Origin of the sequence: Marinobacter lipolyticus (assembly GCF_018424605.1) — a bacterium.
GTDB classification, from domain to species: domain Bacteria; phylum Pseudomonadota; class Gammaproteobacteria; order Pseudomonadales; family Oleiphilaceae; genus Marinobacter; species Marinobacter lipolyticus_B.
Window position 1 is genome coordinate 1 of the sequence record NZ_QTKT01000006.1, and the last position, 24,483, is coordinate 24,483.

The window sequence follows — 24,483 nt, forward strand, 5'->3', positions numbered from 1 at the left end:
TCCGTGACCTGCTTCACCGCCTCGATCTTGAATTCTTCGGAGTATCGCTTTGCGCTCATCATCAACACCTGTAGATTTGCGTTTAGTGTAACGCTACCAGGCGTCTACTGTATCGGGGGCTTGCCAGTCATCCAGAACAGCAATGAGATCGACATCGAGCATGTGGTCCCGCTGAATGGTTGCCACCGTCAGGCCAGTGCGGTTATGTGGCAAATCGTACTTGTTTGACTGCGTTGGTTCTTGCTAAGGGTAGAGTTGTCAGAGTTTTTCAGGCGCGATAACCCACTCGTTAACTTCCGTGAATTCAAAATTCAATCGTGACCTTTAATCCACCCCGTGGGCGATTTGAAAAGACGATCTTCCCACCATACCGGCTAACAATGTCTTGAACGATTGCAAGGCCGAGCCCGTGGCCCGGAGTCTGCTCGTCCAGCCTTAATCCTCGTTGACCAAGCTTGCTCAATTCAGCTTCCTCAACGCCGGGACCATCGTCTGTCACGACAATTCGTTTTGAGGGGCCGCGTTGTTCCAATATTAGCTCCACCTCTCTATGTGACCACTTCCCCGCATTGTCCAGCACGATCCCCAGTATTTCAGATAGGTCGTATTCTTCAATTGGCCAACGGCTATTCTCTGGGAGAGAACTTGATAACTCAAATGATTTTGCCGGGTATAGTCTTCCCATCATCCACAGAAGGTCCCGTGCTTTTTCTACTGGATAGCAGCTTTTTCCTACCTGCGGCCCAGCAAACCGGCTGCGGCGCATTTCAGCTTCAAGTTGTTTGTCAATATCTCCGAGACGCGCAGCTATTTGCTGCCTTAACTCGCTATCTAGCGGCGTAGAAGTGTCGCTGAGAATTTGTTGGACAGACGCAATCGGAGTTTTAACGCTGTGGGATAGGTTTGCCAGCGCATTCCTCGAGCGCTCCAATCGTTGATCAAGTGAGTCAAGCAGCTGGTTCAACTGTTCGACGAGAGGGTGGAACTCCTCGGGGACAGTCATATTTATACGTGAGACTCTCCCATCCTGAAGTCTTTTCAGCGACGCCTTGAGTCGTGTGACAGAATGCATGGATAGATTGATTCCGAACCAGATTGCACAAACTAGTAACGAGATAAGTAAAAGAGATGCGATTGCTGTCCATGCATGTAGCTCTGCCTGGCTATTCTTCAATGCGCCGAGATCTTCTGCAACGATAACCACAAACGATTTTTCGTTTGCGACGAAGGAACTTCGATACGCCAAAATGTCGGCTGGACCCTCTGTTATTTCAGAATTCTCGACCCGAATAGTGCCTTCTTTTTCCGATTTGATTAGCGGCGCCAGGAGCGGCTTCCACGATTCCGGCGAAATGATGGTCCTGGAATCGGAGTGTTGCACAAAAGCATGGTGGAAGACGCGCTGAAAGTAATCGCCCGTCTTGAGTTCGTCGAAGGCTCCGTCACTGTCCCGGATCTGGTGCTCTAAAAACGAAACCTCCTCTCTTAGCCTGTCCGTGATAAATTCACGGGACATTCTCTCGAGTAAAACACCATGTGTGAACCAGGCAATTCCCATCAAGGCAACACCTGCGGGCAGCAGCAGTGCAAGCAGGGCGCCTTTTACAGAAGCAGGTTTCTTAAACTTGATCATTGAACATATAGCCTTGTCCGCGTCGGGTTGATATTGTGGAATTTCCCACCAGTTTTCGCAGCCTCCGAATATATGCCTCGATAACGTTCGCGCTCGGGCTATCTTCGAGGCTGTAAAGCTGCTCCAGCAATTGGTCTTTTGAAAAGACATGGCCCGGCTTACTCATCAGACAGCGCAGGAGACGAAACTCTGTGCCGGTAAGTGGATGTTCAGTTCCATCGTCCACCGATAAATATTGACGATTCTCATCCAGAACAAAGCGACCTGCCTTAACCAATGAATGTGTTCTCCCTTCACTTCTGCGAACAATAGCATTCAGCCTCGCTATTAGCTCTTCGGTCTGAAAGGGTTTCGCAAGGTAGTCGTCTGCCCCGGCCTTCAATCCAGCCACTTTATCATGCCAGTCATCTCGTGCTGTCAGGATTAGTACGGGAAAGGCAATGTTCTTTGCGCGCCACTTTTTTAAAACATCTAAACCGTTGCCGTCGGGCAGCCCCAGATCCAAGATGCTGACCCGATAATCTTCCTGTTCACCCAGAGTTATTGCTTCTTTTGCCGTATACGCAGGGTCCACGCTGAACCCCGATTTTTCAAGTTGATGCAAAAGGCTACGTGAGAGTAATTGATCGTCTTCAACCAGTAGTAAACGCATTTTTTTTCCTTTTTGCTGAGCGGCGACTGTGAATTCAACGTAATGTCTTTAGTAGTCCTGAATTCAGCCTAAATAAATTTTTTTGAATTTTCAGTAAGAATTCAGGTTGGTAAGCGATCTTATGTAACGATTCTGGACATTGATCAAGTGTCCTGAAAATACAATTAATTGTTGCTGAACGATTTCACAGGAGAAGATGGTATGAATGTATCAAAGTTGTTGGTAGCGGGTGTGGCCTTTTCAATGTCAGCGGGTGCTTTTGCAGCAGGAGCCCACGGTGGTGGGCACGGAGCCAGCAGCGGAGAACCTGCTAAAGCGTCCGAAGCTGCCCGCACGATCACGGTTGAAATGTACGACAACTACTATGAGCCGGAAGCGATCGAAGTGAAACCCGGTGAAACGGTGCGTTTTGTGGTAGAGAACAAGGGCAACCTCGTGCATGAATTCAACATCGGCACCCCGGATATGCACGAAGCCCATCAGAAGGAAATGATGATGATGGTTGAGCATGGCGTGATTCAGGGCGGCAAGCTGAACCACGACATGATGAACATGGATATGGGCAATGGTCATTCCATGAAACACGACGATCCCAACAGCGTCTTACTGGAACCCGGGCAGAGCAAGGAAGTTGTCTGGAAGTTCTCTGATAAAGGCAATATCGAATTTGCCTGTAACGTGCCGGGCCATTACCAGTCAGGAATGTACGGTGACGTAAATTTCGAATAATACAGTGTGCTGAGCGCCGCACGATTGCAAGGGCTGGTGAAGGCTTTCCAGCCTAGCTCCAATGAAGTGCAGTTGGGAATAAAACAGATGAAGATACGCCTTTTGACAGGGCTTTTGACCCTGCTGATGCCGGCCATGGTCATGGCCGGTGAATACGGCCTGACGGTTGACCGGGTTAAAATTGATACCGGCGATTTCGTGAAAGAAGGTATCGGCTACAATGGTGCATCTCCGGGACCGGTGATGCGCTTCAAGGAAGGTGAAAACGTCAAAATCAACGTGACCAACAACCTGGACGAGATGACCTCGATCCACTGGCACGGACTGATCCTTCCCTTCGACCAGGATGGTGTGCCAGGTATCAGTTTTCCAGGTATCAAGCCGGGTGAAACATTCACCTATGAATTTCCTATCCAGCAGGCAGGCACCTACTGGTTCCACAGCCACTCTGGTTTTCAGGAGCCGGACGGCGCCTATGGTGCCATTGTCATCGAGCCCGAGGGCCGTGAGCCATTCCGCTACGATCGTGAATACGTGGTGCAGTTGACTGACAAGCACCCCCATTCCGGTGACCGCATCATGCGCAACCTGAAAATGATGCCGGATTACTACAATCGCGAGCAGCAAACCGTTGGCGAGTTTTTCTCGGACGTGTCAAAAAATGGCCTGATGAACACCGTCAGTGACCGTATGGCCTGGGGTGGCATGCGGATGATGAAAGCGGACGTTGAGGATATCCATGGCTTTACGGGCTTGATCAACGGCAAAGGACCAAGCCAAAACTGGACAGGGATCTTCGAGCCGGGCGAACGCATTCGGCTGCGTTTTATCAACTCTTCGGCGATGACTTACTTTGATATCCGGATCCCCGGTCTGGACATGACGGTTGTGCAGGCAGATGGCAACAACGTTCAGCCGGTTAGTGTGGACGAGTTCCGGATCGGTGTGGCGGAAACCTACGATGTGATCGTCCGTCCGAAAGATGAGCAGGCCTACACCATTTTTGCTGAATCCATGGGGCGGTCCGGCTATGCCAGGGCAACGTTGGCCCCCGAAGAGGGTATGGAAGCGGCCGTGCCGCAACTGCGTGAAGCTGCCCGACTGACCATGGCGGATATGGGCGGTATGCCCGGTATGGACCATGGCAGCATGGCAGGCATGGATCATGGAAACATGGATATGGGCAGCTCAGAAGGTGTGTCCGGAATGGACCACTCAAACATGGGCAGCATGGACCATTCGAATATGAAAGGAATGGATCACTCCAACATGAAAGGAATGGATCACTCTGACATGTCCGGCATGGACCATGGTTCCATGGCGATGGGAAAAGGCGGTCCCAGCGATCCCTTCTATGCCAAGGGCAGTGGCCTTGTGCCGACGGCGGCCAATGGTGGCAAGTTCCTGTCCTATGCTGATCTGAAGGCTCAGGACCCGTTGTACGAAGACCGCGAACCGACTCGGGAGATCGAGCTTCGTTTGACCGGCAATATGGAGCGCTACACGTGGAGTATCAACGGTGTTAAATACGAAGACGCGGATCCCATTCGTCTCAAATATGGTGAACGGGTCCGTTTCAAGTTTGTGAACGAAACCATGATGACTCATCCCATGCACCTGCACGGTATGTGGTCCATCCTTGATGTTGGCGCAGGTCAGTGGAACCCGATCAAACACACCGTTAGCGTGAACCCGGGCACTACGGTGTACATGGAAACCGAGGTTGACGAGCCAGGCCAATGGGCGTTCCATTGCCATCTTTCTTACCATGCGGCTGCCGGGATGTTCCGCAAGGTGATTGTTGAGGGTGGCCCTGAGTCCACGCAGGCCAAGACAGGCGTTGTTGCTGAAGATGGAGGTGAGGCATGAGCTGTATTCGATCACTTGCCGCAGTCAGTTTCCTTGCCTCTATTGGTTTCTCAACGACGGTGATAGCTCAGGAAATGATTTCCGATACCACCGCTCGTAAACAACCGCTCACAGCCTGGGGTGTTCAATTTGAGGAGTTTGAGTACCGATACAGCGATGATGATGAGGAACTGGGCGTCTGGAATGCGGATGCCTTCTATGGCACCGACGAGTTCAAAGTCCGGCTGCTCACAACCGGGGAATACGAGATAGAGGCACAGGCCTACGAAACACTGGAAAACCAGTTGGTCGGCCAGATCCCCATCTCCAAGTTCTTCGACGCCAAAGCGGGTGTTCGCTTCGACACCCCTGAAGGGCCGGATCGCACTTATGCCGTGCTGGGTGTCGCTGGGCTTGCCCCACAATGGTTTGAAGTCGATGCCAACCTGTATGTTAGCAAGGATGGTGATTCGTCTGCCGAGATCGACGCGGAATACGAGCTGCTGTTCACTAACTACTGGATCCTGTCTGCGACGCTGGATGCAACGGTAGCATTCAGCGAGGACGAGGAAATTGGCGTGGGTAAAGGCTTGGTTTCCACCGAAACTGGCCTCCGGTTAAGCTATGACTTGATCGATCGTGCGTTCTCGCCTTACGTGGGCGTGGTGCATGAGCGCAAGTACGGCGATACCGCAGATCTCGCTAAAGCCGAAGGCGGCGGTACAGAAGACTGGTTTGCCGTCATCGGTGCCCGCATCGCGTTCTGATTGGGATAACGAGCCAGGTTTTGTCCTGGCTCTCTTTTTGATGTACATCAATTTCATCGAAAACCTTCACTGATTTTCAGTCGCAGTTCAGGTCCGCATGTTGTCATTGAGGGGAAATGATAAGGCGAAGAGGGGCCCGCCATGACTAAAGCACATAAAGCATCGAACCAGGAACAGTTCCTGCTGCGACGGAAACTTGTCGTGGAAGGTTTTGAAGAGAGTGAATGGTCTGACTTTATTCACGAACTCAATCATCACCCCTGTGTTGATTTTGCCGAACGCAAGCCAAATAATCTGTTAGACGTTACCTTCGATGGGACTCATTGGTCTACCGACGAGTTATTGGAGGTGATTGGAGCACATGGTGGCCGGTTGAAGGCGGGGTGGTGGGCTCAAAGGAAGCTGGCGTGGTATCGATTTACAGATGACAACGTTCGTGCCAATGCCAAGCATGATCCGTTTTGCTGTTCAAAGATCCCGCCCATGAAACGAAAATAACCGGAGGTTAAATGAGCAGGGAGCAAGATAGAACCACTCGCTATAAGGAAGGCAGTCTCACACTCGCGGGAACCGTTATGCTCGGTACCGGCGTCATGATCGGCGCCGGTATCTTTGCACTTACCGGGCAGATGGCGCAGATGACCGGTGTTCTTTTTCCGCTGGCGTTTCTGGCTGCGGCGGTAATCGTCAGCTTCAGTGCCTATTCCTACATTAAAATTTCCGATGCCTACCCGTCAGCTGGTGGGATTGGCATGTACCTTCACAAGGCTTATGGAAACCGGCTGCCGACGGCGTTTAACGCTCTGCTGATGTATTTCTCGATGGTGATCGCCCAGAGCTTTCTTGCGCGCACCTTTGGTTCCTACACCATGCAGCTGTTCGGTGGCGATGAAAGCGGTCGCATGGTGCCCATTCTCGGCGTGTCCCTGATCCTGGCAGCGTTTCTGATCAACCTGCTCGGTAACCGAATGATTCAGGGGGTGGCCTCCTTCATAGGCATCCTGAAGATCGGAGGCATACTTATTTTCGGGGTCGTGGGTGTATGGGTTGCCGACAGTCTGTTGGTCGACTTTTCAAGCACGGGCGAAGCCGGAGCAACGGGTAATTTCCTGGGTGCGACGGCACTTGGAATACTGGCCTTCAAGGGCTTTACTACGATCACTAACAGCGGCTCTGAAGTCATAGATCCCAAGCGGAATGTAGGGCGGGCCATCATTATTTCCATCGCGGCCTGCGTGGTGATTTATACTTTGGTTGGTTTTGCTGTGGCCAGTAACCTGTCGCTGGCTGAAATCATCGAAACGCAGGATTACTCGCTTGCTGCCGCCGCGCGCCCGGCTCTGGGAGAGTACGCGGTCTGGTTCACCGTTGCCATTGCCATGATGGCCACCGCCGGCGGTATTCTGGCCAGTATTTTTGCGGTCTCACGTATGCTTGCGATGTTAACCGAAATGAAACTGGTTCCCCATCGTCATTTCGGTATGCCGGGCAGTATCCAAAAGCACACGTTGGTGTACACCGTGGTCCTGGGGCTGGTTCTGACGGCTTTCTTTGATCTCTCCCGGATTGCAGCATTAGGTATCGTATTCTATTTGGTAATGGATATTGCCATTCACTGGGGAGTCCTTCGTTATTTGCGCCACGATGTGAAGGCAAAGGCGTGGGTGCCAGCGGTTGCCATCCTCCTGGATTTGCTCGTACTCGGAGGGTTTGTTTGGGTCAAACTGAACTCTGACCCGTTTGTGATTGGCGTTGCGGTTGGCACGATGGTTGTTATTGCGGCAGCAGAGCAGTTTTTTCTGAAAAGGTTCCAGGAAACCGGACATTCGGGACATGATGAATCTCATGCCCATGATCACCACTAATCAGTAGTCAACCGGGAGGACAGCACCGTGATGGAAGGTGATATGTTTGGCAACACAATGTGGGCAGGTCACTGGCTCTGGATGCTGGTGATTGGCATTGTGGTAGTGATACCGGCCTGGCGTATTTGCCAGCGCACGGGATATCCGGGGTGGATGGGGGTCTTGATACTTATCCCCATCGTCAATCTGGTTTTGCTCTACTTCATCGCTTTTAGTGACTGGCCAGTTGAGCGGAGTGGAAAATAAGTGGACTGTTGTAATGCAATTGATACATTGAGCTTTCTTCACAATCCTACGATACGACTTAAGGCTGTTGTTCGTATGATCACAATAATTGAAAGAAACTGGGAGATAACCAGATGAAAGCAATAAATTTTAAACTGTTCGTATTTTTGACTTTTTTGCAAGCGCCATTTTTGCACGCTGAAGAAGTTCTTTCTGGCGAAGATGTCGCAGATGTTGTCGTCGGAAACACGGTGCAAATGGAATTCCGAGATGCTCAGGACAATTTTCGCACTCGAACTTTTCATGAGTACTATGATCCTGATGGTTCGATCTATGGAATGACCAAATATCGCGAACAGCAGGGAAACCTTACCCACTATATCGGAAGATGGGAGGTCAAAGACGGTAAATTTTGCACATCTGTCTATGGTCGCGACTATTCCTGTAACAAGATAAAGCCTTTGTCTGGAAATGATTTCGAATTGCTCAATGAGGGAGGCAAGATAAGGAACGTCAAGGTATATGAAGGGAAGCATCATGGACTGGAGTAAGGATATCTGCGGGTGAGTTTTTAGCCTCTGTTTTCTCGGGAAGTACGGTTCGCCCATGCGGAACCAAGAAGCGAGTTAAGGGCATATTGATCTTGTCTCTGGAGAACGCTATCGGAGTGCAGACTCCGTTGCGCGACTTGAGGATTGGATGATGAGTATTTTGGAGCAGTACGGTCTGCTGCTTGCCTTGGTGCTTGGCATCGCAGCTACGGTTTTGGCCCTGTTTGGGATTGCCCGTGCCATGGGCCCGACGCGTCGGGAGCCGGGCAAGGACGTGCCAGCGAGTTCCGGAGTGTTGTCACGGGACCCGGTCTGGGGCCGCTATCACGCACGGTACTACGGCTACGCGCTGCTCTTTCTGGCCTTCGACATGGAGATGGCGTTCATGTACCCGTGGGCTGTTGTATACAGGGAAGTAGGGTTAGTCGCTTTGTATGACATGGGCGTGTTTCTTGCCATTCTCTTTCTTGGTCTGCTCTACGGCTGGAGTCAGGGGGCATTGAGGCGGCAATGATTTCTGACCCAACAATGACCATTACGGGCGCGCGCCAGCGGCAGGGGGGGTTCACGGTACTTCAGAAGTGGGTTTCCCGGGCTCTCGCGGGCAACCTGAGCTGCCTGATCGTCCCGGGGCCTGAAGTGGCACTGTCCCATGGCCTGGATGTGACGGCGGCAGGTATGCGCATCACCGCGACACCTCGCGATGCGAGCGTGCTCCTGATTATCGGCGAGCTTTCAGAGAAAATGAGTGAGGCCGTGGCGGTGCTCTATGCGCAGATGCCGAGGCCGCGAGCCATTGTCATTTTGGGCGGACAGCCGCCGTCAACGCTACCGGACGCTGATTTTTCCGCGGGTGTTTCGCAAGCCGGTCTGATCGACGCGGTTGACTGGTTGAAGCGCGCGCTGGCCAAGGGCGCATTCTCAGACTCCCCCGAGGATTTCGACGCCGCTGTTCTGCACGCCAGGATCGACTATGTCTGCCCCATGCACCCGGAAGTTGTCCAGAACGAGCCGGGTAGTTGCCCCAAGTGTGGCATGGACCTGGTCGCCCGGGAGGCAGGGGAGCCGGCCCCCGAGCATGACCATGACCATGGGCACGATCATCGCGAGCACCGGCACCATGAGCACGAACACCAGCATCATGATCATGCGCAGCAGCACGAACACCATGAACAAGAACGTCATCATGGTCACTGCCATGAACATCATGATTCGCATGAGCACGATCATGAGCAGCACGAGGGTCATCAGCACTCGCACGAAAACCATCATGATCACGGACACAAGCACCAGCACGATGAGTCCGACGGCGACGCGGAGGAGAAAGGTTCTGGGCATGATCATGGTGGGCATGACCACGGCGCCTCGGGATTCATGTCCATGATTGAAGTGACCAAGGACCTGCCTCGTAGCGCCGACGGGTTGGCGATGGACTGGATGGAGGTGCCGTTCGGTCCGGTTTTCCCCGGTCTGCCTGGTGGGCTCAAGTTGACGCTGACTCTTGACGGTGACGGCGTAACAGAAGGACAGGCCACATCCTTGGTGGGCATGATCAATGAGAGTGAAAAAGGCAAGGAGATCGACGCCGAGACCTTTATCGAGCGCCTGGCGTCGGCCATGCCACTGGCCAGCGTGAGCTACCGACTGCTGGCCTGCCTGGCAATCGAGCGGGCGGCTGGTCTTGAGAACGATTCGGCAACCGATCAGGCCCGGGCCGTGGCGCTTGAATGTGAGCGCATCGCCAGTCACCTGGGTTGGCTGGCGCAAACGGGGCGCCAGCTCGGCTTCGCCTGGTTGACGGATCGTGCCGCAACCCTGCAACTGGAGATCCGCCGCGCCAGTGGAAAACGGCTTTTGGAACTGACGCCCGCTCTGCAGGCATTGGCGGCTCGTCTTGGGCGAACGCCTTTGCTCAAATCGCGATTGAAGGGGATCGGCATACTGCCATCGGGCACTGGGGGCCTGAGTGGCCCCGTGGCGCGCGCTGCTGACGACGCCGGAGATGCCTGGGCGCGCCTGTGGCAGCGCCTGGACGAAATCATCACGAGCCTCGACTACATCAAGGCAACCGGGGAGCCGGGGCTACCTGTTTTGCGAAACATCGGGCGTGGATCAGGCACCGGTGAGGCCACCGTGGAAACCCCGCGCGGCGAGGCTCAACTGAGCCTGATTCTGGAACACGGCCAGGTGAAATCCTACAGGTTGGACACCGCCTGCAGTCACCATATCGGCCTGGTCGCAAAGCTTGTCGAGGGCCGGGAACTGGGCGACGCACTGGTGGCGGTCGGATCACTTGACCTTTCGCCCTGGGAGGTGATCTCGTGAACTTCGTCATCGTGTTGGTTGCGTTGCTTGGTAGCGTCTGGCTGCTCGCCGTGGTCGAGGGCTGGACGACAACGGGCCGCCTGCGTCCGGCCGCGCCCCTACTCAGCGGCCTGGCGCACCTCGGTCGTGAATCCATTGTACCGCGCACGCCGGACCGGGTCTTTTTCGAGACGGCGCCGGTGCTACTGCTGATCGTCGCGGTGCTTGGCGCGGCGGTTCTGCCGCTGGCGCCGACCCTGGTGATCGCGGATCTGGCTACCGGTGCGCTGTTCATCAACGCGGCGCTTGCCTATGTGCTGGTGGCGCTGATCATGGCCGGCTGGGGCCCGAATGGCGCCTACGCCATGATCGGCGGCTGGCGATTCCTTGGCCAGCTCATCGCCTACGCCATGCTCATTGTCATGCCCATCACTGCGGTGGCGATGCGCGCCGAATCCCTGGTGACCACGGTGATCGTTGGCTCCCAAGGCGGCTTGTGGAACATTGTCTATCAGCCGCTTGGTTTCGTGCTGTTTTTCATTGCCGCCATGGCGCTGGCGTTTCGTGCGCCTTTTGATCTGCCAACCGCACCCGGGGAACTGGGCGGGGGTGTGGACGCGGAATACACCGGCGTGCGCCTGGGGGTGTTGCGCCTGGCCAGGCTGACGCTGGTGATCACGCTGGCTTCCGCGACCACGGTGTTCTACCTCGGCGGTTGGCACGGGCCGCTGCTGCCGCCCTGGGCCTGGAGCCTGATCAAGACCCTGGCCGTGGCCGTGTCGATGCTCCTGGCCGGTCGCTATCTGCCGCGCATTCGCGAGGCGGATCTGATGCGGTGGTGCTGGACCCTGGGGATTCCCCTGGCACTGCTCAATATCATTGTTGTCGGTTTACTGGTTCTGGTGGTTCCATAATGTACGCTCAGGCTTTTTTTGTTGCCGTTTTCGGGCTGGCCGCCATCGGCTTCGGCGTGGTGGTGTTTCGCACATCGTCCATGGTGCGTTCCGCGCTGGCGCTGTTGTTTTCTCAGACTGCCGTCGGCTGCATGTTCCTGGCGATGCAGACCGAATTCCTGGGCGTGCTGCAGATCATGATGATGGCGACGGAGATGAGCATCATGGCCATTTTCATGGTGATGTTCATGATGGACCCGGGCGGGATGGGGGGCATGGATATGACCCACCAGAAGCGCTTTTCAATTGGCGCTGGCGTGGTCGCTGCCGGTGTTGCGATAGTGGTCGCGTTTTGGGCCGATTGGGGACCTGTAACGGCCGAGGCGCCGGATGCGGCGATGCAGACACGGGCGCTGGGCATGGAATTGCTGGGTCGTTCCATGCTGATCTTCGAAACCGCCGGTATCACTATCCTGACCGCGATGATTGCGGCCACGGCGGTGGCGATACCGGTGCAAACGACGGCCAATAGTGCTGACAAGGAGGATACGGAATGACTCTCGTCCTGATCGTGGCGCTTGTAACCGGTGCAATCCTGTTCGGTATTGGTGTTTATGGCGCGTTGTCCCAGACCAATCTGGTTATGATCATGATGGGGGTGGAGCTGATTCTTGCGGGCGCGTTGGTGAACCTGGTCGCCTTCTGGCGTTTTCTGCACCCCGAAAGCTACTCCGGCCAGATGTTCGTGCTGGTGGTGATGACCGTCATGGCGGTCGAAATGGCGGTTGGCTTCGGTGTCGCGATTGCGCGTTTCCGGGCCAAGGGCTCGGTTGAAATGGAAGAAGCCGGGGACCTGAAAGGATGAGTGCAGTGCTTCTACCGATAATGCCACCGCTGATCGCGGCCATGGCGTTGCTGGTCCTGCGCCGGGGCTCCACGGCGCTGGTTCTCGGCGGGGCGACGTTGAGTCTGGGCGGCAGTCTATGGTTACTGACCCGGGTCGCCGGCGGGCAGGCCGAAACCCTGCTTCTGCCGGGGCTGCCAGACATGCCGCTTCGAATGGTTGCCGGACCTCTGGAAGCGCTGTTGACGGTGGCGGTGGCCACCGTAGGCACGTTCGTGCTGATTTATGCAGTTGGTTATATGAAGCGGGAGTCCGGCCTGTGCCGCTTCTACGCCGTAATGTCCCTGTTCCTGGCTGCCATGCAGGCGTTGGTGCTGTCCGGCGACTGGGTTCTGTTGCTGGCGGCCTGGGAATTGATCGGTTTGTGCAGTTACCTGCTGATTGGCTTCTGGTTCCAGCGACCCGAGGCCGCGGATGCCGCCGGTCGCGCTTTCCTCTACACTCGTAGCGCCGATCTGGGTTTGTACGTGGCGGTATTTATGCTGATTGGGTCGGCCGGTACCGGCGAGATTGCCGCCTCCCTGGAGGCCGGCGGCAGTGCCTCGACTGCCGCGGGGCTTTTGTTGCTGCTGGCCGCCATGGGTAAGTCGGCCCAAGTCCCCTTGCAGGACTGGCTTATGCGCGCGATGGCGGGGCCGACACCGGTTTCGGCGCTGCTGCACTCGGCCACCCTGGTGGCGGCGGGTGCCATCCTGCTGATCCGTTCGGCCCCGCTGCTGACACCGGAGGTGTTGCTCGTCGTCGGACTTGTCGGCGGCGTTACCACGGTGGCGGCCGGAGTTATTGCACTTGCCGAGCGTGATCTCAAACGCCTGCTTGCCGCTTCCACTGCCAGTCAATATGGCTTGATGCTGGTTGCGGTTGGAGCCGGCGTTCCGCTGGCGGCCCTCCTGCATTTGCTCGCCCACGCCGCCATCAAGAGCACCCTGTTTCTTGCCGCCGGAGACTTCCAGCATGCCCGCGGGGGTACCGGGTTCGATCAGTTGGAGGGTGTTGGTCGTGACAGACCCTGGACTTTTGCCGGCTTTGTGCTGGCAGCGCTGGCACTGGCCGGTATCCCGCCACTGAGTGGGTTCTTTTCCAAGGACGCGGTAATCGCCGCCGCCCTGTCTGCGCAGGGCACCGCCTGGCTCGGCCCCCTGGCGCTGGCCGGTGCCCTGCTGACCGGCGGCTATATGGCCCGGGCCTTGTGCCTGCTATGGCGAGGCTCCGGAGAAACCCGCCCGGTTGCCGGTAGTGCCTGGATGACTTTGGGCGTTTGGGGGTTGGCGGTCCCTGCCACGATTCTCGGCCTGGCCTTCGGCCCCATCGAGGCCGTTCTTGATCTGCCCGCCGTCACCGCAGGCACATTGGCCGTGCTCCTTGGGCTTCTTGCTGCCGCGTGCGGCCTCGGCCTGGGCTGGCTCGTGCCGGCTCCCCGCCTGCTAGGGCCGGTTTATCCGTGGGCGCGACGCGGACTTTCCGTTGGCGGTGGGCTTACGGTCTGGGTCGGTAGGCCCGCAATGGCTGTGGCCCGAGGATGTGAGCGTTTGGAAGGGCGTCTGTATGAAGCTGTGCTTTCTCTTGGGCGCGCCGGTCTCTTCCTTGCCTCTGCGGGCGAGCGAGCGGAGCGGGGCTTGTTCAAGATTGTGCTTTGCGTGGGCAGAGTGAGCCTGAGGGTCGCGACCTACGTGCGGTTTGGAGATGAACGCCGTATCGACGGCCTGATTTTCGCCCTGGTGGCGGCTGTGCGTGCACTGGGTGCACGAGCCCGAAACCTCCAAAGCGGCCTCATCCACCACAGCCTGGCGATCAGTGCGGTCGCAATCGCCGTCACATTGGCTGTTCTGCTTTTTGCTTCATCGACGAGCTTTTAGAGGAAACCCATATTCATGTTACCACTTGTCTCGCTCACCCTGTTTTTGCCGCTGGTCGGCGCGGTGCTGATTCTGTGTCTTCCGAAGCCCGCAACGCGTACGGTACACGTCATAGCGATTATTACCGCCGCCCTTACACTGATCGGTGCTCTGTCCATGTGGTTTCAGGGTGCGAGCGGTGCAGGCTTTTCCCAGGTCGAAGAGCTGCAATGGATACCGGCCATCGGTGCCGCCTACCGGGTTGGAGTTGATGGGATCAGTCTGCCTTTGGTGCTGTTGAGCGCTGTTCTTTTCCTGGTTGCTGTGATCTATACGTCGTCGCTTCGTGAACGTCCGCGCGCCTATATTGCTCTGGTACTTCTTCTGGAAACTGCGTCTATCGGTACCTTTACAGCCCTCGACGGTATCCTGTTCTACGTCTTCTTCGAGGTTTCCCTTGTCTCCATGTATTTCATGATCGCCGGGTGGGGCCACGAAGACAGGCAACGGGCAGCGTTGATGTTTTTTATATACACCTTGCTGGGAAGTCTGCCGCTTCTGCTTGCTATCCTCGGGCTTTATCTGGGCAGCCCCGAACCGACCTTCGACATGCGAGCCTGGATTGAGAATCCCCCCTTGGAGGGTGCGGCGGCCATGTGGGCATTGGTCGCTATGCTGATCACCTTTGCGGTAAAAATCCCCGCGGTGCCGCTGCATACCTGGTTGCCCGCCGCACACGTGCAGGCGCCGACCGTCGGCAGCGTCATCCTCGCCGGCGTCATGCTGAAATTCGGCACTTACGGGCTGGTTCGATTTGCTCTGCAAATGACCCCCGATGCGTTCCGTGAAGCGGGCGTTGTTGTTCTTGTTCTCGGTGTTGTCAGCGCGCTCTACGGGGCTTTTGCCGCTCTGGCCCAGAGTGATCTGAAACGCTTGGTCGCCTATACGTCGGTTAACCACATGGGGTATGTCATTGTCGGTGTGGCCGTGGCGGCAATAACTCTGGATCCCTCGGTGCGAACTGTTGCTTTGGATGGTGCGGTATTGCAGATGTTCAGCCATGGACTGGTTACCGGTGCCTTGTTCTTGCTGGTGGGCATGATCCAGGACCGTGCCCACACCCGTGAAATGGGCGAATTGGGTGGGTTGCTCAAGACGGTCCCAATGCTCGGCTGGACCTTTGTGTTGGCGGCCTTTGCATCGCTGGGCTTGCCCGGGCTGGCGCACTTTCCGGCCGAGTTTCAGATATTTCTTGCCACTTTAAGCGCTTCGCCTGCCGCGGTGGTTGTGATTTTGGGTATTGCCATTATTGCCGGTACGTTTCTCAAAGCACTGCGGGAAACCTTTCTGGGCGAGCCCCGGCAGCGCTGGCAGTCCATGCCTGATTTGAGCGCTCGTGAGTGGCTTGCTGTGGGGCCATTGCTGGTGCTCACTGTCGGCACTGGCGTGGCACCCTCCTGGGTGCTGGGTATCATCCACCGCACTACATCGGCGCTGGCACTGTGATGGCTCGTGATCTTGCACTGTTGATTCCTGAAATTGCCGTACTGTTGACGGCTGTCGGTGCGCTGATCGCGGAAATGCTGCGTAGGCCGCAAATTGCGCTGCTGGTCGCAGTTAGCGGTCTGATCGTTGCCACGGGTCTGACCGTCAGTCTGATTGGTGAGGACACAACGGTGTTTGGTGGCAGTTTCCGGGTTGACGACCTCAGTGTGTGGGCCAAACTCATTCTGCTGCCGGCCACCATCCTCGCCATATTTTTGGCGAGAGTGGATGTGAGAGGCACCGTGCGAGAGGGCACGGTTTACAGCCTGCTTTGCTTTGCCACCATCGGCGCGCTCGTTCTGGCAGGCGCGGGTGATACGATGTTCCTTGTACTGGGTACATTATTAACTGGCCTGGCCACCTTTGCCTTGGTTGCCTACCCGGATACCGACCCTGCCACAGAGGCCGCCATGAAGTTTTTCGTGTTCGCCTCGGTCACAGGTGCGATCATGATTTTCGGCCTGAGTTACTGGTTCGGCGCTGCGGGATCCACGTTACTCGCGGATCTTCCTGGTATGGATACCATGCCAATGGCGGTTCTTCTTGGGTTCGTGGCGGTGGTTGTCGGTCTGGGTTACAAAGCCTCGCTGGTTCCATTCCATTTCTGGGCGCCAGATGCCTATGAGGGTGGGCCACTGTCAATAGCGGCCTACCTGTCAGTGGTGCCCAAGATCGGTGCTCTGTTCGCACTCGCTCAGGTGGTTCGCGATCTACCCCCGGAAAGTGGTTGGACCGCCATCATCGCCGGGCTGGCTGTTCTGACCATGACCTATGGTTATCTGGCCGCGCTGGTGCAGGATAACGTCGTTCGGCTGCTGGCCTATTCGTCGATTGCCCAATCCGGCTATTTCCTTCTGGGTATCCTGGCAGTCGGCGCCAGTGAACTTGCTCTGCCATCCATTATACTGTTTGCTGCCGCCTATGCGGCCATGAATCTGGGCGCTTTCGCCGTTGCCGCCAATATCGGACGGACTCTGAACGATTTTGACGGATTGGGTCGATCTCAACCGCTTATTGGCATCGCTATGGTGATCTTTTTGCTGTCGCTGGTTGGGATTCCCCCATTGGCGGGTTTTGTCGGCAAGTTCCTTTTGTTTGCCGCAGCCATCGACGTGCAGTACACCTGGGTGGCAGTGGTGGCGATCATCAATAGCGTACTCTCGCTGGCTGTTTATCTGCGCCTCGTTGTGCCGATGTACAGGCAAGGGAATGTCGTGGTGGCTAGAACTGATATCTGGTTGAAAGCCGTACTGATAATAGCGCTGACTGTCACACTCCTTTTGGGTGTATTTGCGCAAGTGTTTGTAGGGCCGTTTGCATGATGGCCGAAGCCCATTATTTATTGCCGAGAGTAATCACCGCCCTGACGTCTGAGATCAAGCCAGCCTCTATAGAGCCAACGCAGACCAAAGAGCGAGACTGTTGGAACGATAATCCACTGCACTAGAGGCGCAATACCTGTGCCAATAAAGGGTAACAGGGGCATAGAATCATTGTAGCTCCAGCGCTGGCCTGCGCCTGTGGCCCATGCTTCAAAGACTATGGTTATAAGCAGACCGGTAGCAAAATACGCTCCTAAAGCATGGCGGCGCCACCGCCCCTGTATCCAAAAGCCATCTTTAGTTGCCGCTGCGGCGACGCCATAGGCAAATAGTGCAATATTGGCATCGCCGATTGCCGCCCGCGTGCACAGCCAGACGACCGCACCATGGGACGCCTCCATCATCCCTGTAAAGAAAGGCACCTGGATCATTTCCCAAAAAAAATGCAGCAAAAAGCTGACAGACCAGATTAAAAAAAACAGGAACCAGCCTCTACGTGATGGTCGACGTGAACAATGCATAATCTATCCAGCCAATCTAATAACTTCAGGCAGCCGAAGTTGAAATCGCAACCCTTCATCGCAGCGGCCTCCTGACCACCCGATAATTCGGAAATGGCCAGAACCGGTCCACCCAAAAACAACGGCAGCAGCAAGGAGATAACTCGTCGGTTCATTGCGGCCATCTCGATTTCATGCGCCAAATGGTCGGATTGCATGCTTGGCGCCCAGTATGCCTTTCAATAGTGAGCAATCATAGCACCTCTCCAAGATGGGCGCTGGGTGCGAAATAGCCTCTTTGATGCGTCGTCAGGTCTGACAGTCTGACGGGTGGGGATGTCAGTACGAAAATCGGGAAAATGAAATTTAGCTGAAAATTCAGGTTCGTTTCAGTTGACCACTACAAGCTTTGTGCGTCAAGATTAAGTGCCGTTTAACTGGCACATCCACCTTGAGGCAATAAATCGTTGTCGATATGAAAATTAAAATAAGGAGTTTCAGGTGAGCAAAATCTTCAAATCAATAAGCGCTCCGCTGGCGATAGCTTTAGTAGCAACACCGGCGTTGGCCGCGGAGCCGGTCGGGCGTGCGTCACCGACCGTAGAAGACCTGAAGGTTGAAATAAATCAACTGACGGCTGAAGTGGAAGAGCTCAAGAAAGGCGATTCCCCCTTCACGGTGAACGGTTATTACCGCCTGCAGGCGACCTCAGAAAGCCTAGATACGACCGACGATAACAGTACTGCTTTTGTTGACCAGCGCCTGCGTGCAAAGATCACCGGCGACCTCAACGATAACGTGAGCCTGGTTTGGTACGGTGAGGTCGATTCTCCCTGGGGTGAGAAGGGAAGCTGCCAGGGTGACGATTGCGGCAAACTCAGCGCCGACGGCGTTGGCGTTGAGACCAAAAATGCCTACGCTGAACTGAAGGTGCCGAACAGCGACTGGAAGGTGCGAGCGGGCATCCAGGGGTATGGCTTCGGCAAGTACGAGAGCTTTGTTACCAACGACGACATGAATGGCGTCTCCTTTGCGGGCAATGTTGGTATGGCCACGCTGACAGGTGGCTGGTTCAAGTGGGAAGAAAACGATAGAGATTCTGCGGACGACGTGGACTTCTACATGTTGAGTGCCGAACTTCATCCCAGCGAGGTTTTCCACTACGGCCTTACCGGAGCTCAGATCAGCAACAGCAGTCCGGATGCTCTGAATGGTACGGCGGCTCGAACGGATGACAACTATTTCGGTGCCTACGCCGATTTTACCTATAACAAAATGGCCTATAGCGGCTCGGTACTTTACAAAAAGTCGTCCGGGCGTGACTCTGACGCAACAGATGGCGACACGTACATGTTGAATCTGTATGCCCAGAGGCATTGGGGTAACGCAAGCCTCAAGATTCACGGCATCTACATTCCGGCTGATGACAGCAGCAATGGTGCAGATCGCTTCGCGGCAAACCAGTCAGGCTGGGAGCTGAATAGCAGCAATCTGCAAATCTTCGGAACAGACTACTACTACAACAATGGTTCCCAGGGGGCCAAGTCAGTTTATGACGCAGCTTACCAGGGATACGGTCTGATGGGGCTGATAGTCTCGGGTGATCAGGAGCTTTCCAACGACTACTATCTGAAGTACGGCACCGGTTACTTCCGCGCTGCCGATGACGCGCCCGACAGCGCAGCTCAGGCCAACGGCTCAAGTCTTGGTACTGAAGTGGCTGCCCAGGTTGGGAAAAAGTTTGCTGGCTTGTATGACATCAGCCTCCGCGGCTCTTACGGTTTCATGGGGGACTTCTACGGAGATGACCCGGAGGATACCTATAAGGTCGTAGCTATGGTCAATATCAGTTACTGATTAACGTGTAATCTCATGATCCGATACAACGGCCGGGCCTTAGCTCGGCCGTTTGTCATTGAGCCGAACATGAGGGTTGGCAACGATTTTAACGACATCCTCCAAATGGGAGGATGTCTCTAGCTGACCCACACAAAGGGGGCAGCTTTTTCTACTGGGCAATATCTTACTAAAACCACCACCGGACGCCCGCCACGAAGCTGGAGGACTCGACGTCTTCCCCCTCGCGCTCACGAAGGTCCTCTGTGTTGCCCAGAAAGCGGGTGTAAGAAACACCCACGTAGGGCGCAAACTCCCTCGAAAAGTGGTATCTCAGACGGAGCCCCAGGCCCACATTATTGATGCCACTACCGACGCCCCACTCCTCAACATCGCTGAAGGCAACGAGCGTTTCGCCGCGGCCCTGCAAAATGAGCCTTTGGGTCAGCAGCCAGTCGTACTCGGCTTCAAGATCGTATGACACGTCACCGTCGTCGGTGACTCGGAGATTTGTGTCTACCTCAAACCAGTAGGGGGCAAGTCCCTGCAATCCAACAATGGCCGAATAGCGCTCCTTATTAGGGCTGGGGCCAAACGTTGTCTGGGCACCCAATCCTGTCTGTATATCCCAGAAGCGATCGAAGCGATAGCTGTACTGCACATCAAAATTTTCGATGTCGCCGCTGTCGCTGGATAGATCAGTCTCACCTTCCGTTTCGACCCAGAGCCGATTGCGATCTTTACCAATCCAGGCCTGGGCGTCCCACAGGGCCAATTCGTTGTCGCCGTCACGCTGGTATTCCATCCGGTCAAACAGAACCTGGCCAAACACCTGGTTGTCGTGTATCGGCAGCGTCCAGTCCGGTTCGGCCTGAACGCCAGTACCGGCGGCGCCGGCTCCCGAGGCAAGCGTTAAGGCTGAGGCACCCACAACCCACTTGATGCGATTCATCATAATGTTCATCCCCTATCCCGTTAAACGACCGACACGACACGAAACATGCCTGCGTCCATGTGGTACAGAAGGTGGCAATGGAAAGCCCAGTCACCCGGTGCATCCGCTGTGATCAGCGCGGATACACGCTCGCCGGGTTTGACGGAAATCGTGTGTTTGCGTGGACGATATTCACCTGCACCGGTTTCCAGTTCCATCCACATGCCATGCAGGTGAATGGGGTGATCCATCATCGAGTCGTTGACGAGGATCAATCGCAGGCGCTCGCCATGGTAGAACTTGACCGGGCCATCGACTTCAGAGAACTTTTTGCCGTCGAACGACCACATGTAACGTTCCATATTGCCGGTAAGGTGCAGTTCCACCTCGCGTTCGGCCGGGCGCTTGTCGGGCCAGCCCTCAATGCTCTGCAACTGGGAATAAGTCAGCACCCGATGGTTGGCTGTTTCAAAGCCTACACCAGGGTCATCCAGACGCGATTGCGGGCTGGAAGCCACCATGGCCGCCCCGGGACCGTGATTATCAGGGCCATGGGATATCGGCCGACCCGCCGTCGGGACCTCATTCATCGTTGCTTTGTCCGAGCTCATCTTGTTCATTCCCGAGTCGGCGCCATTCATCATCATTTGGCCATGGGCTTTGTCGTTGCTGCCTGACATCATTTCCATCTTGCCACCCATGTCCATGCCGCTGTCCATGTTCATATCGCCGTCCTTGCCCATGGCGCCCATGCTCATCGCGCCCATGCCCATGGCGGCCATACCGCGCTCGGTTCGCGGATACATGGGCGGTACTGGCGCCTCCATTCCCTTGCGGGTGGCTAACGTTCCGCGCACATACCCCGACCGATCCTGTGACTGGGCAAACACGGTGTGGGCCGTACCGGTTGGCTGTACGATCACGTCGTAGGTTTCCGCCACGCCAATACGGAATTCATCCGTTTCAACGGGCTGCACTGGCTGGCCGTCAGCGGAAATAACCGTCATCGGGAGTCCCGGGATACGGACATCAAAGAAGGTCATCGCCGAGGCATTGATGAATCTCAGGCGAATTTTCTCGCCGGGACGGAACAGCCCGGTCCAATTGCTGGCGGAAGGCGATCCGTTCATCAGATAGGTATATTCAGAACCGGTTACATCCAGGATATCCCGGGGGCTCATTCGCATTTTGCCCCACATGCCGGCTTTGTTCCACGCAGCATCCCAGCCCATGGTTTCAACATCCTTGAAGAAGTCGCCAACGGTGCGCTGGTTGTAGTTATAGTAGCCTTCTGCCACTTTAAGCTTGCGGAATACGTCCTCGGGAGAGTCAAAGGTCCAGTCGGAGAGGACCACAACGTATTCGCGATCATAGGCCACCGATTCCGGCTCGGCAGGATCAATGATAATCGGCCCATAGTGGCCTAGCTGTTCCTGAAGGCCTGTGTGGCTATGGTACCAGTAGGTGCCGTGTTGCTCGACCGGGAAACGGTACTCAAAAGTTTCGCCGGGCATGATGCCGGGAAAGCTGACGCCAGGAACTCCGTCCATCTGAAACGGCAGAATCAGACCGTGCCAGTGAATGGACGTTGCCTCCGGTAGCGTATTGGTGACACGCAAGATTGCCTCGCGCCCCTGTTTGAGGCGCACGAGGGGTGCCGGCAGCGTGCCGTTAATGGTGATGGGCTGTTCCGAGACTCTGCCCCCTATCTTGAGAGGCGTTCTCGCGACGGTCAGGTCGTAGATGTCAGCACCATTACGCACAGTGTGAAAGGCATTCGTGTTGTCCAGTTGTCCTCTAGCATAGGCAGGTAACAAGCTGTCGAAACCGGCAAGAAGTCCCATTGTGGCAGCTCCTTGGATGAGGCGGCGCCTGGACACACCTGTACAGAAATGTCTATCGCTCATAGGTTGCTCCTAAAGCCATGTATATATAGCATCTCGCGTTTGTAGCTCGAGCATTAATGTTACCCGGTGTAACTGAAATCAAACTGAAAAGTCGACCGGTAACCCCCCATTTTTAACGGGTTGCTGTTTTTCTGGGGAGTTGCCGTTACTGGTACAATCCATGGCAGACTGGCGAAACTTTCCCACCTCGAAAAACGGCGCTTACAAATGAAAATTCTGATTGTCGAAGACAATGCGGTACTTGCCAAAAAAATATCGGACTGGCTTGCGCAGGCGCACTACACAGTCGATGTCGCCAAAACCGGCAAAGAAGCAGACTCGTTGATTGAAACAAGCTCCTACCAGGCCGTTATTCTCGATATCGGACTGCCCGATGAAAATGGACTGTCTTTAATGCAAAGATGGAGAAAAAACGGGAAAAAAGAGGCCATCCTTATTCTGACCGCACGCTCCAACTGGACTGAGAGAGTAGAAGGGTTGAACGCGGGTGCCGACGATTACCTTCCCAAACCGTTTGAGTTTGATGAACTGAAAGCCCGGCTCAATGCAATTATCCGAAGGAAGGATGGCAGAACAACAGATCAAATCAGTGTCGACGGATTTCGTCTCAACGCCAGCTACCGAACGCTGACCACGCCCGACCAGAAAGAGTTCAGACTGACAGCCACTGAATTCCGCCTTTTGCAGTGTTTCCTGCGTTCACCAGACAGGGTATTTTCACAGGATGAACTGGTTGAAACCCTCTACAACATTGAAAGATGTCCCACCAGGAATGTTGTTCAGGTCTATATAGCCAGGCTCAGAAAAATAATAGGGGGCAATAAAATCAAGACTTTGCGTGGCCAGGGCTACTTCTTCGAAAAAGATCCTACTGGCTGAACGCCCGAACGAACCAGGTCAACATATGCCAGCTCCAAAGAGTATCCGAAGAACAGCCATTCAGTATGGGGCTGTTTTCAGCCTCGTCTATTTCACCCTGATATTCTTTTCACATGCCTACGTGATAAAACAACTATCGGACGAGTCCAGGAAACAACACCTGAGTAAAGAGCTGGAAAACTTTCAGGCAATCATTGAAGCCGAGTCCCCGACAACTGACGACCTCAGGAACATGATCCATCAGTTTGAAATGCTTCTGGGGCATGCCATCATCATCGAAACGGCAGGCGGGAGCGTCCTGACGAGCAACAACTTTGACCTGAGCCAAATGCAGGGCGTTGTGGATAAGCCCGAGGGTTTTATTCACATAGCGCAGGGCGCGAACACGCTTTTTGGGCTTAGACGTACGTTCACTGCTACTGGAAAGCTGGCCTCAATCACCGTTCTTGAAACCGAGGGGGCGCTCTCTGAACGACCGCTGAAGGCCCACCTGACATTGCTCGGTGCCTCGGCCGTTCTTCTGGCGATACTGCTGGCACTGATTGGAACCACCACACATCTGACGTTAAAGCCCATCAGTAAGATAAAAGAGGATCTAAGACGGCTCCAATCCGGGAAACAAAGTCGTCTGAACCCTCACGTGCCGGAAGAGTTTCGTCCGCTGATCCGGCAGCTCAATGATTTGCTCGAGCTGTCAAACCGGCGGCTGGACCGCCACCGCCGCCTGAATTCCGATCTCTCTCACCTGGTCAAAACCTCTATTTCTGCCAATCTTGCCATTTTGTCGGATATCGATACCTTGCCTCCGTCCCGGGAGGATGTTGTGTTTATGGCCTCTAACTTGCGGGAGCTTGACAAATCCCTGAAATACCGGATGAGCAAAGCAGACATATCAGGCAGACAGATGGGACGGACGTGCATGCCGGTTGAAATCACGGCAAGTGTCATCACCGTTATGGAAAAAATCTTCCCTGACACGGTTTTTCGCCTCCACACCAACTTACCTGAAAACTTCAGCTGGCCAATGGAGCGACAGGATCTTTCAGAGCTACTTGGCAATTTACTCGAAAATGGCGGGAAGTGGTGCCAGACAACCGTCGACGTTACAATCGCCCGCACGTCATCAGGACTCTCCATAGAAGTAGCGGACGATGGCCCCGGAATTTCTCCCGAGGCGGCAGCCACTGTCATGAACAGGGGTACCAGGCTGGATGAAACGGTCGCCGGTTTTGGGCTCGGATTGTCCATCGTGTCCGAGATTGTCGAAGACAACCTCGGACAGATGAACATGGGTACCTCAAAAAACGGAGGAGCCAGCATTGTCATTCTACTGCCACTTCCGGATTAGAAAACC

Annotated in this window: 24 protein-coding genes; 19 read left to right on the forward strand and 5 right to left on the reverse strand. The window is 55.2% G+C overall.

Going from position 1 to position 24,483, the window contains the following annotated elements; all coding sequences use genetic code 11:
* Nucleotides 1–228: hypothetical protein (locus DYI22_RS09780; RefSeq protein ID WP_213477887.1), on the forward strand; the 228-nt coding region annotated here is incomplete at its 5' end.
* 76 nt (nt 229–304) lie between these two features.
* Here DYI22_RS09780 and DYI22_RS09785 read toward each other — a convergent pair.
* Both DYI22_RS09785 and DYI22_RS09790 read right to left on the reverse strand, forming a co-directional pair.
* Nucleotides 305–1,633, reverse strand: coding sequence for an ATP-binding protein (locus tag DYI22_RS09785; protein ID WP_213477888.1), 1,329 nt, complete (start codon nt 1,631–1,633; stop codon nt 305–307).
* Nucleotides 1,620–2,285 (reverse strand): response regulator transcription factor, encoded by a 666-nt coding sequence (locus DYI22_RS09790; RefSeq protein WP_213477889.1) that lies wholly within the window; start codon nt 2,283–2,285, stop codon nt 1,620–1,622. The genes DYI22_RS09785 and DYI22_RS09790 overlap by 14 nt, the downstream gene beginning before the upstream one ends.
* Before the next feature lie 201 nt (nt 2,286–2,486).
* Here DYI22_RS09790 and DYI22_RS09795 point away from each other — a divergent pair, with 201 nt between their 5' ends.
* The 15 genes from DYI22_RS09795 to DYI22_RS09870 all read left to right on the forward strand — a co-directional run bounded on the left by DYI22_RS09795 (nt 2,487) and on the right by DYI22_RS09870 (nt 17,073).
* Nucleotides 2,487–3,014 (forward strand): cupredoxin domain-containing protein, encoded by a 528-nt coding sequence (locus tag DYI22_RS09795; protein ID WP_199456074.1) that lies wholly within the window; start codon nt 2,487–2,489, stop codon nt 3,012–3,014.
* 87 nt (nt 3,015–3,101) lie between these two features.
* Nucleotides 3,102–4,883 (forward strand): copper resistance system multicopper oxidase, encoded by a 1,782-nt coding sequence (locus DYI22_RS09800; protein ID WP_199456078.1) that lies wholly within the window; start codon nt 3,102–3,104, stop codon nt 4,881–4,883.
* The gene (locus tag DYI22_RS09805; RefSeq protein WP_213477890.1) at nt 4,880–5,629 is read left to right on the forward strand and encodes a copper resistance protein B; all 750 of its coding nucleotides are present in this window, start codon (nt 4,880–4,882) and stop codon (nt 5,627–5,629) included. The genes DYI22_RS09800 and DYI22_RS09805 overlap by 4 nt, the downstream gene beginning before the upstream one ends.
* 141 nt (nt 5,630–5,770) lie before the next feature.
* A complete protein-coding gene (locus tag DYI22_RS09810) occupies nt 5,771–6,127 on the forward strand; it encodes a hypothetical protein (protein ID WP_199456073.1) in 357 nt (118 codons plus the stop codon).
* 11 nt (nt 6,128–6,138) lie between these two features.
* Nucleotides 6,139–7,494 carry an APC family permease gene (locus DYI22_RS09815; RefSeq protein ID WP_213477891.1) on the forward strand — a complete coding sequence of 452 codons (1,356 nt, stop codon included), beginning with the start codon at nt 6,139–6,141 and terminating at the stop codon, nt 7,492–7,494.
* A gap of 27 nt (nt 7,495–7,521) precedes the next feature.
* Complete coding sequence (locus DYI22_RS09820; RefSeq protein WP_099615972.1) at nt 7,522–7,740, forward strand: hypothetical protein; 219 nt, start codon at nt 7,522–7,524, stop codon at nt 7,738–7,740.
* Between the two features lie 113 nt (nt 7,741–7,853).
* On the forward strand, nt 7,854–8,270 hold the full coding sequence (locus DYI22_RS09825; RefSeq protein WP_139043634.1) for a hypothetical protein: 417 nt from the start codon (nt 7,854–7,856) through the stop codon (nt 8,268–8,270).
* 148 nt (nt 8,271–8,418) lie between these two features.
* Nucleotides 8,419–8,784 (forward strand): NADH-quinone oxidoreductase subunit A, encoded by a 366-nt coding sequence (locus DYI22_RS09830; RefSeq protein WP_199452674.1) that lies wholly within the window; start codon nt 8,419–8,421, stop codon nt 8,782–8,784.
* Nucleotides 8,785–9,650: 866 nt separating this feature from the next.
* Nucleotides 9,651–10,595 carry a Ni Fe-hydrogenase III large subunit gene (locus tag DYI22_RS09840; RefSeq protein ID WP_213477893.1) on the forward strand — a complete coding sequence of 315 codons (945 nt, stop codon included), beginning with the start codon at nt 9,651–9,653 and terminating at the stop codon, nt 10,593–10,595.
* The gene (locus DYI22_RS09845; protein ID WP_213477894.1) at nt 10,592–11,488 is read left to right on the forward strand and encodes a complex I subunit 1/NuoH family protein; all 897 of its coding nucleotides are present in this window, start codon (nt 10,592–10,594) and stop codon (nt 11,486–11,488) included. The genes DYI22_RS09840 and DYI22_RS09845 overlap by 4 nt, the downstream gene beginning before the upstream one ends.
* Complete coding sequence (locus DYI22_RS09850) at nt 11,488–12,024, forward strand: NADH-quinone oxidoreductase subunit J (protein WP_091855032.1); 537 nt, start codon at nt 11,488–11,490, stop codon at nt 12,022–12,024. The genes DYI22_RS09845 and DYI22_RS09850 overlap by 1 nt, the downstream gene beginning before the upstream one ends.
* Nucleotides 12,021–12,332 carry an NADH-quinone oxidoreductase subunit NuoK gene (gene nuoK / locus DYI22_RS09855; protein WP_053113951.1) on the forward strand — a complete coding sequence of 104 codons (312 nt, stop codon included), beginning with the start codon at nt 12,021–12,023 and terminating at the stop codon, nt 12,330–12,332. The genes DYI22_RS09850 and nuoK overlap by 4 nt, the downstream gene beginning before the upstream one ends.
* Nucleotides 12,329–14,227 (forward strand): NADH-quinone oxidoreductase subunit L, encoded by a 1,899-nt coding sequence (locus tag DYI22_RS09860; protein ID WP_213477895.1) that lies wholly within the window; start codon nt 12,329–12,331, stop codon nt 14,225–14,227. Before nuoK ends, DYI22_RS09860 begins: the two co-directional genes overlap by 4 nt.
* Before the next feature lie 15 nt (nt 14,228–14,242).
* Nucleotides 14,243–15,712: a complex I subunit 4 family protein gene (locus tag DYI22_RS09865; protein WP_213477896.1), complete on the forward strand. Its 1,470-nt coding sequence runs from the start codon at nt 14,243–14,245 to the stop codon at nt 15,710–15,712.
* A complete protein-coding gene (locus DYI22_RS09870) occupies nt 15,712–17,073 on the forward strand; it encodes an NADH-quinone oxidoreductase subunit N (RefSeq protein WP_213477897.1) in 1,362 nt (453 codons plus the stop codon). The genes DYI22_RS09865 and DYI22_RS09870 overlap by 1 nt, the downstream gene beginning before the upstream one ends.
* Before the next feature lie 17 nt (nt 17,074–17,090).
* On the opposite strand, the gene DYI22_RS09875 is transcribed toward DYI22_RS09870, so the two are convergent.
* Nucleotides 17,091–17,594: a hypothetical protein gene (locus DYI22_RS09875; RefSeq protein ID WP_207953611.1), complete on the reverse strand. Its 504-nt coding sequence runs from the start codon at nt 17,592–17,594 to the stop codon at nt 17,091–17,093.
* Nucleotides 17,595–18,074: 480 nt separating this feature from the next.
* Between DYI22_RS09875 and DYI22_RS09880 the strand changes: the two genes are divergently transcribed.
* On the forward strand, nt 18,075–19,430 hold the full coding sequence (locus DYI22_RS09880; protein WP_213477898.1) for a hypothetical protein: 1,356 nt from the start codon (nt 18,075–18,077) through the stop codon (nt 19,428–19,430).
* 169 nt (nt 19,431–19,599) lie between these two features.
* Here DYI22_RS09880 and DYI22_RS09885 read toward each other — a convergent pair whose 3' ends face one another.
* Nucleotides 19,600–20,373: a copper resistance protein B gene (locus DYI22_RS09885; RefSeq protein WP_063744308.1), complete on the reverse strand. Its 774-nt coding sequence runs from the start codon at nt 20,371–20,373 to the stop codon at nt 19,600–19,602.
* 11 nt (nt 20,374–20,384) lie between these two features.
* Nucleotides 20,385–22,250, reverse strand: coding sequence for a copper resistance system multicopper oxidase (locus DYI22_RS09890; RefSeq protein ID WP_213477899.1), 1,866 nt, complete (start codon nt 22,248–22,250; stop codon nt 20,385–20,387).
* 207 nt (nt 22,251–22,457) lie between these two features.
* Between DYI22_RS09890 and DYI22_RS09895 the strand changes: the two genes are divergently transcribed.
* Nucleotides 22,458–23,129, forward strand: coding sequence for a response regulator transcription factor (locus tag DYI22_RS09895; RefSeq protein WP_104270570.1), 672 nt, complete (start codon nt 22,458–22,460; stop codon nt 23,127–23,129).
* 25 nt (nt 23,130–23,154) lie between these two features.
* On the forward strand, nt 23,155–24,477 hold the full coding sequence (locus DYI22_RS09900) for an ATP-binding protein (RefSeq protein WP_213477900.1): 1,323 nt from the start codon (nt 23,155–23,157) through the stop codon (nt 24,475–24,477).
* Nucleotides 24,478–24,483: the final 6 nt, after the last annotated feature.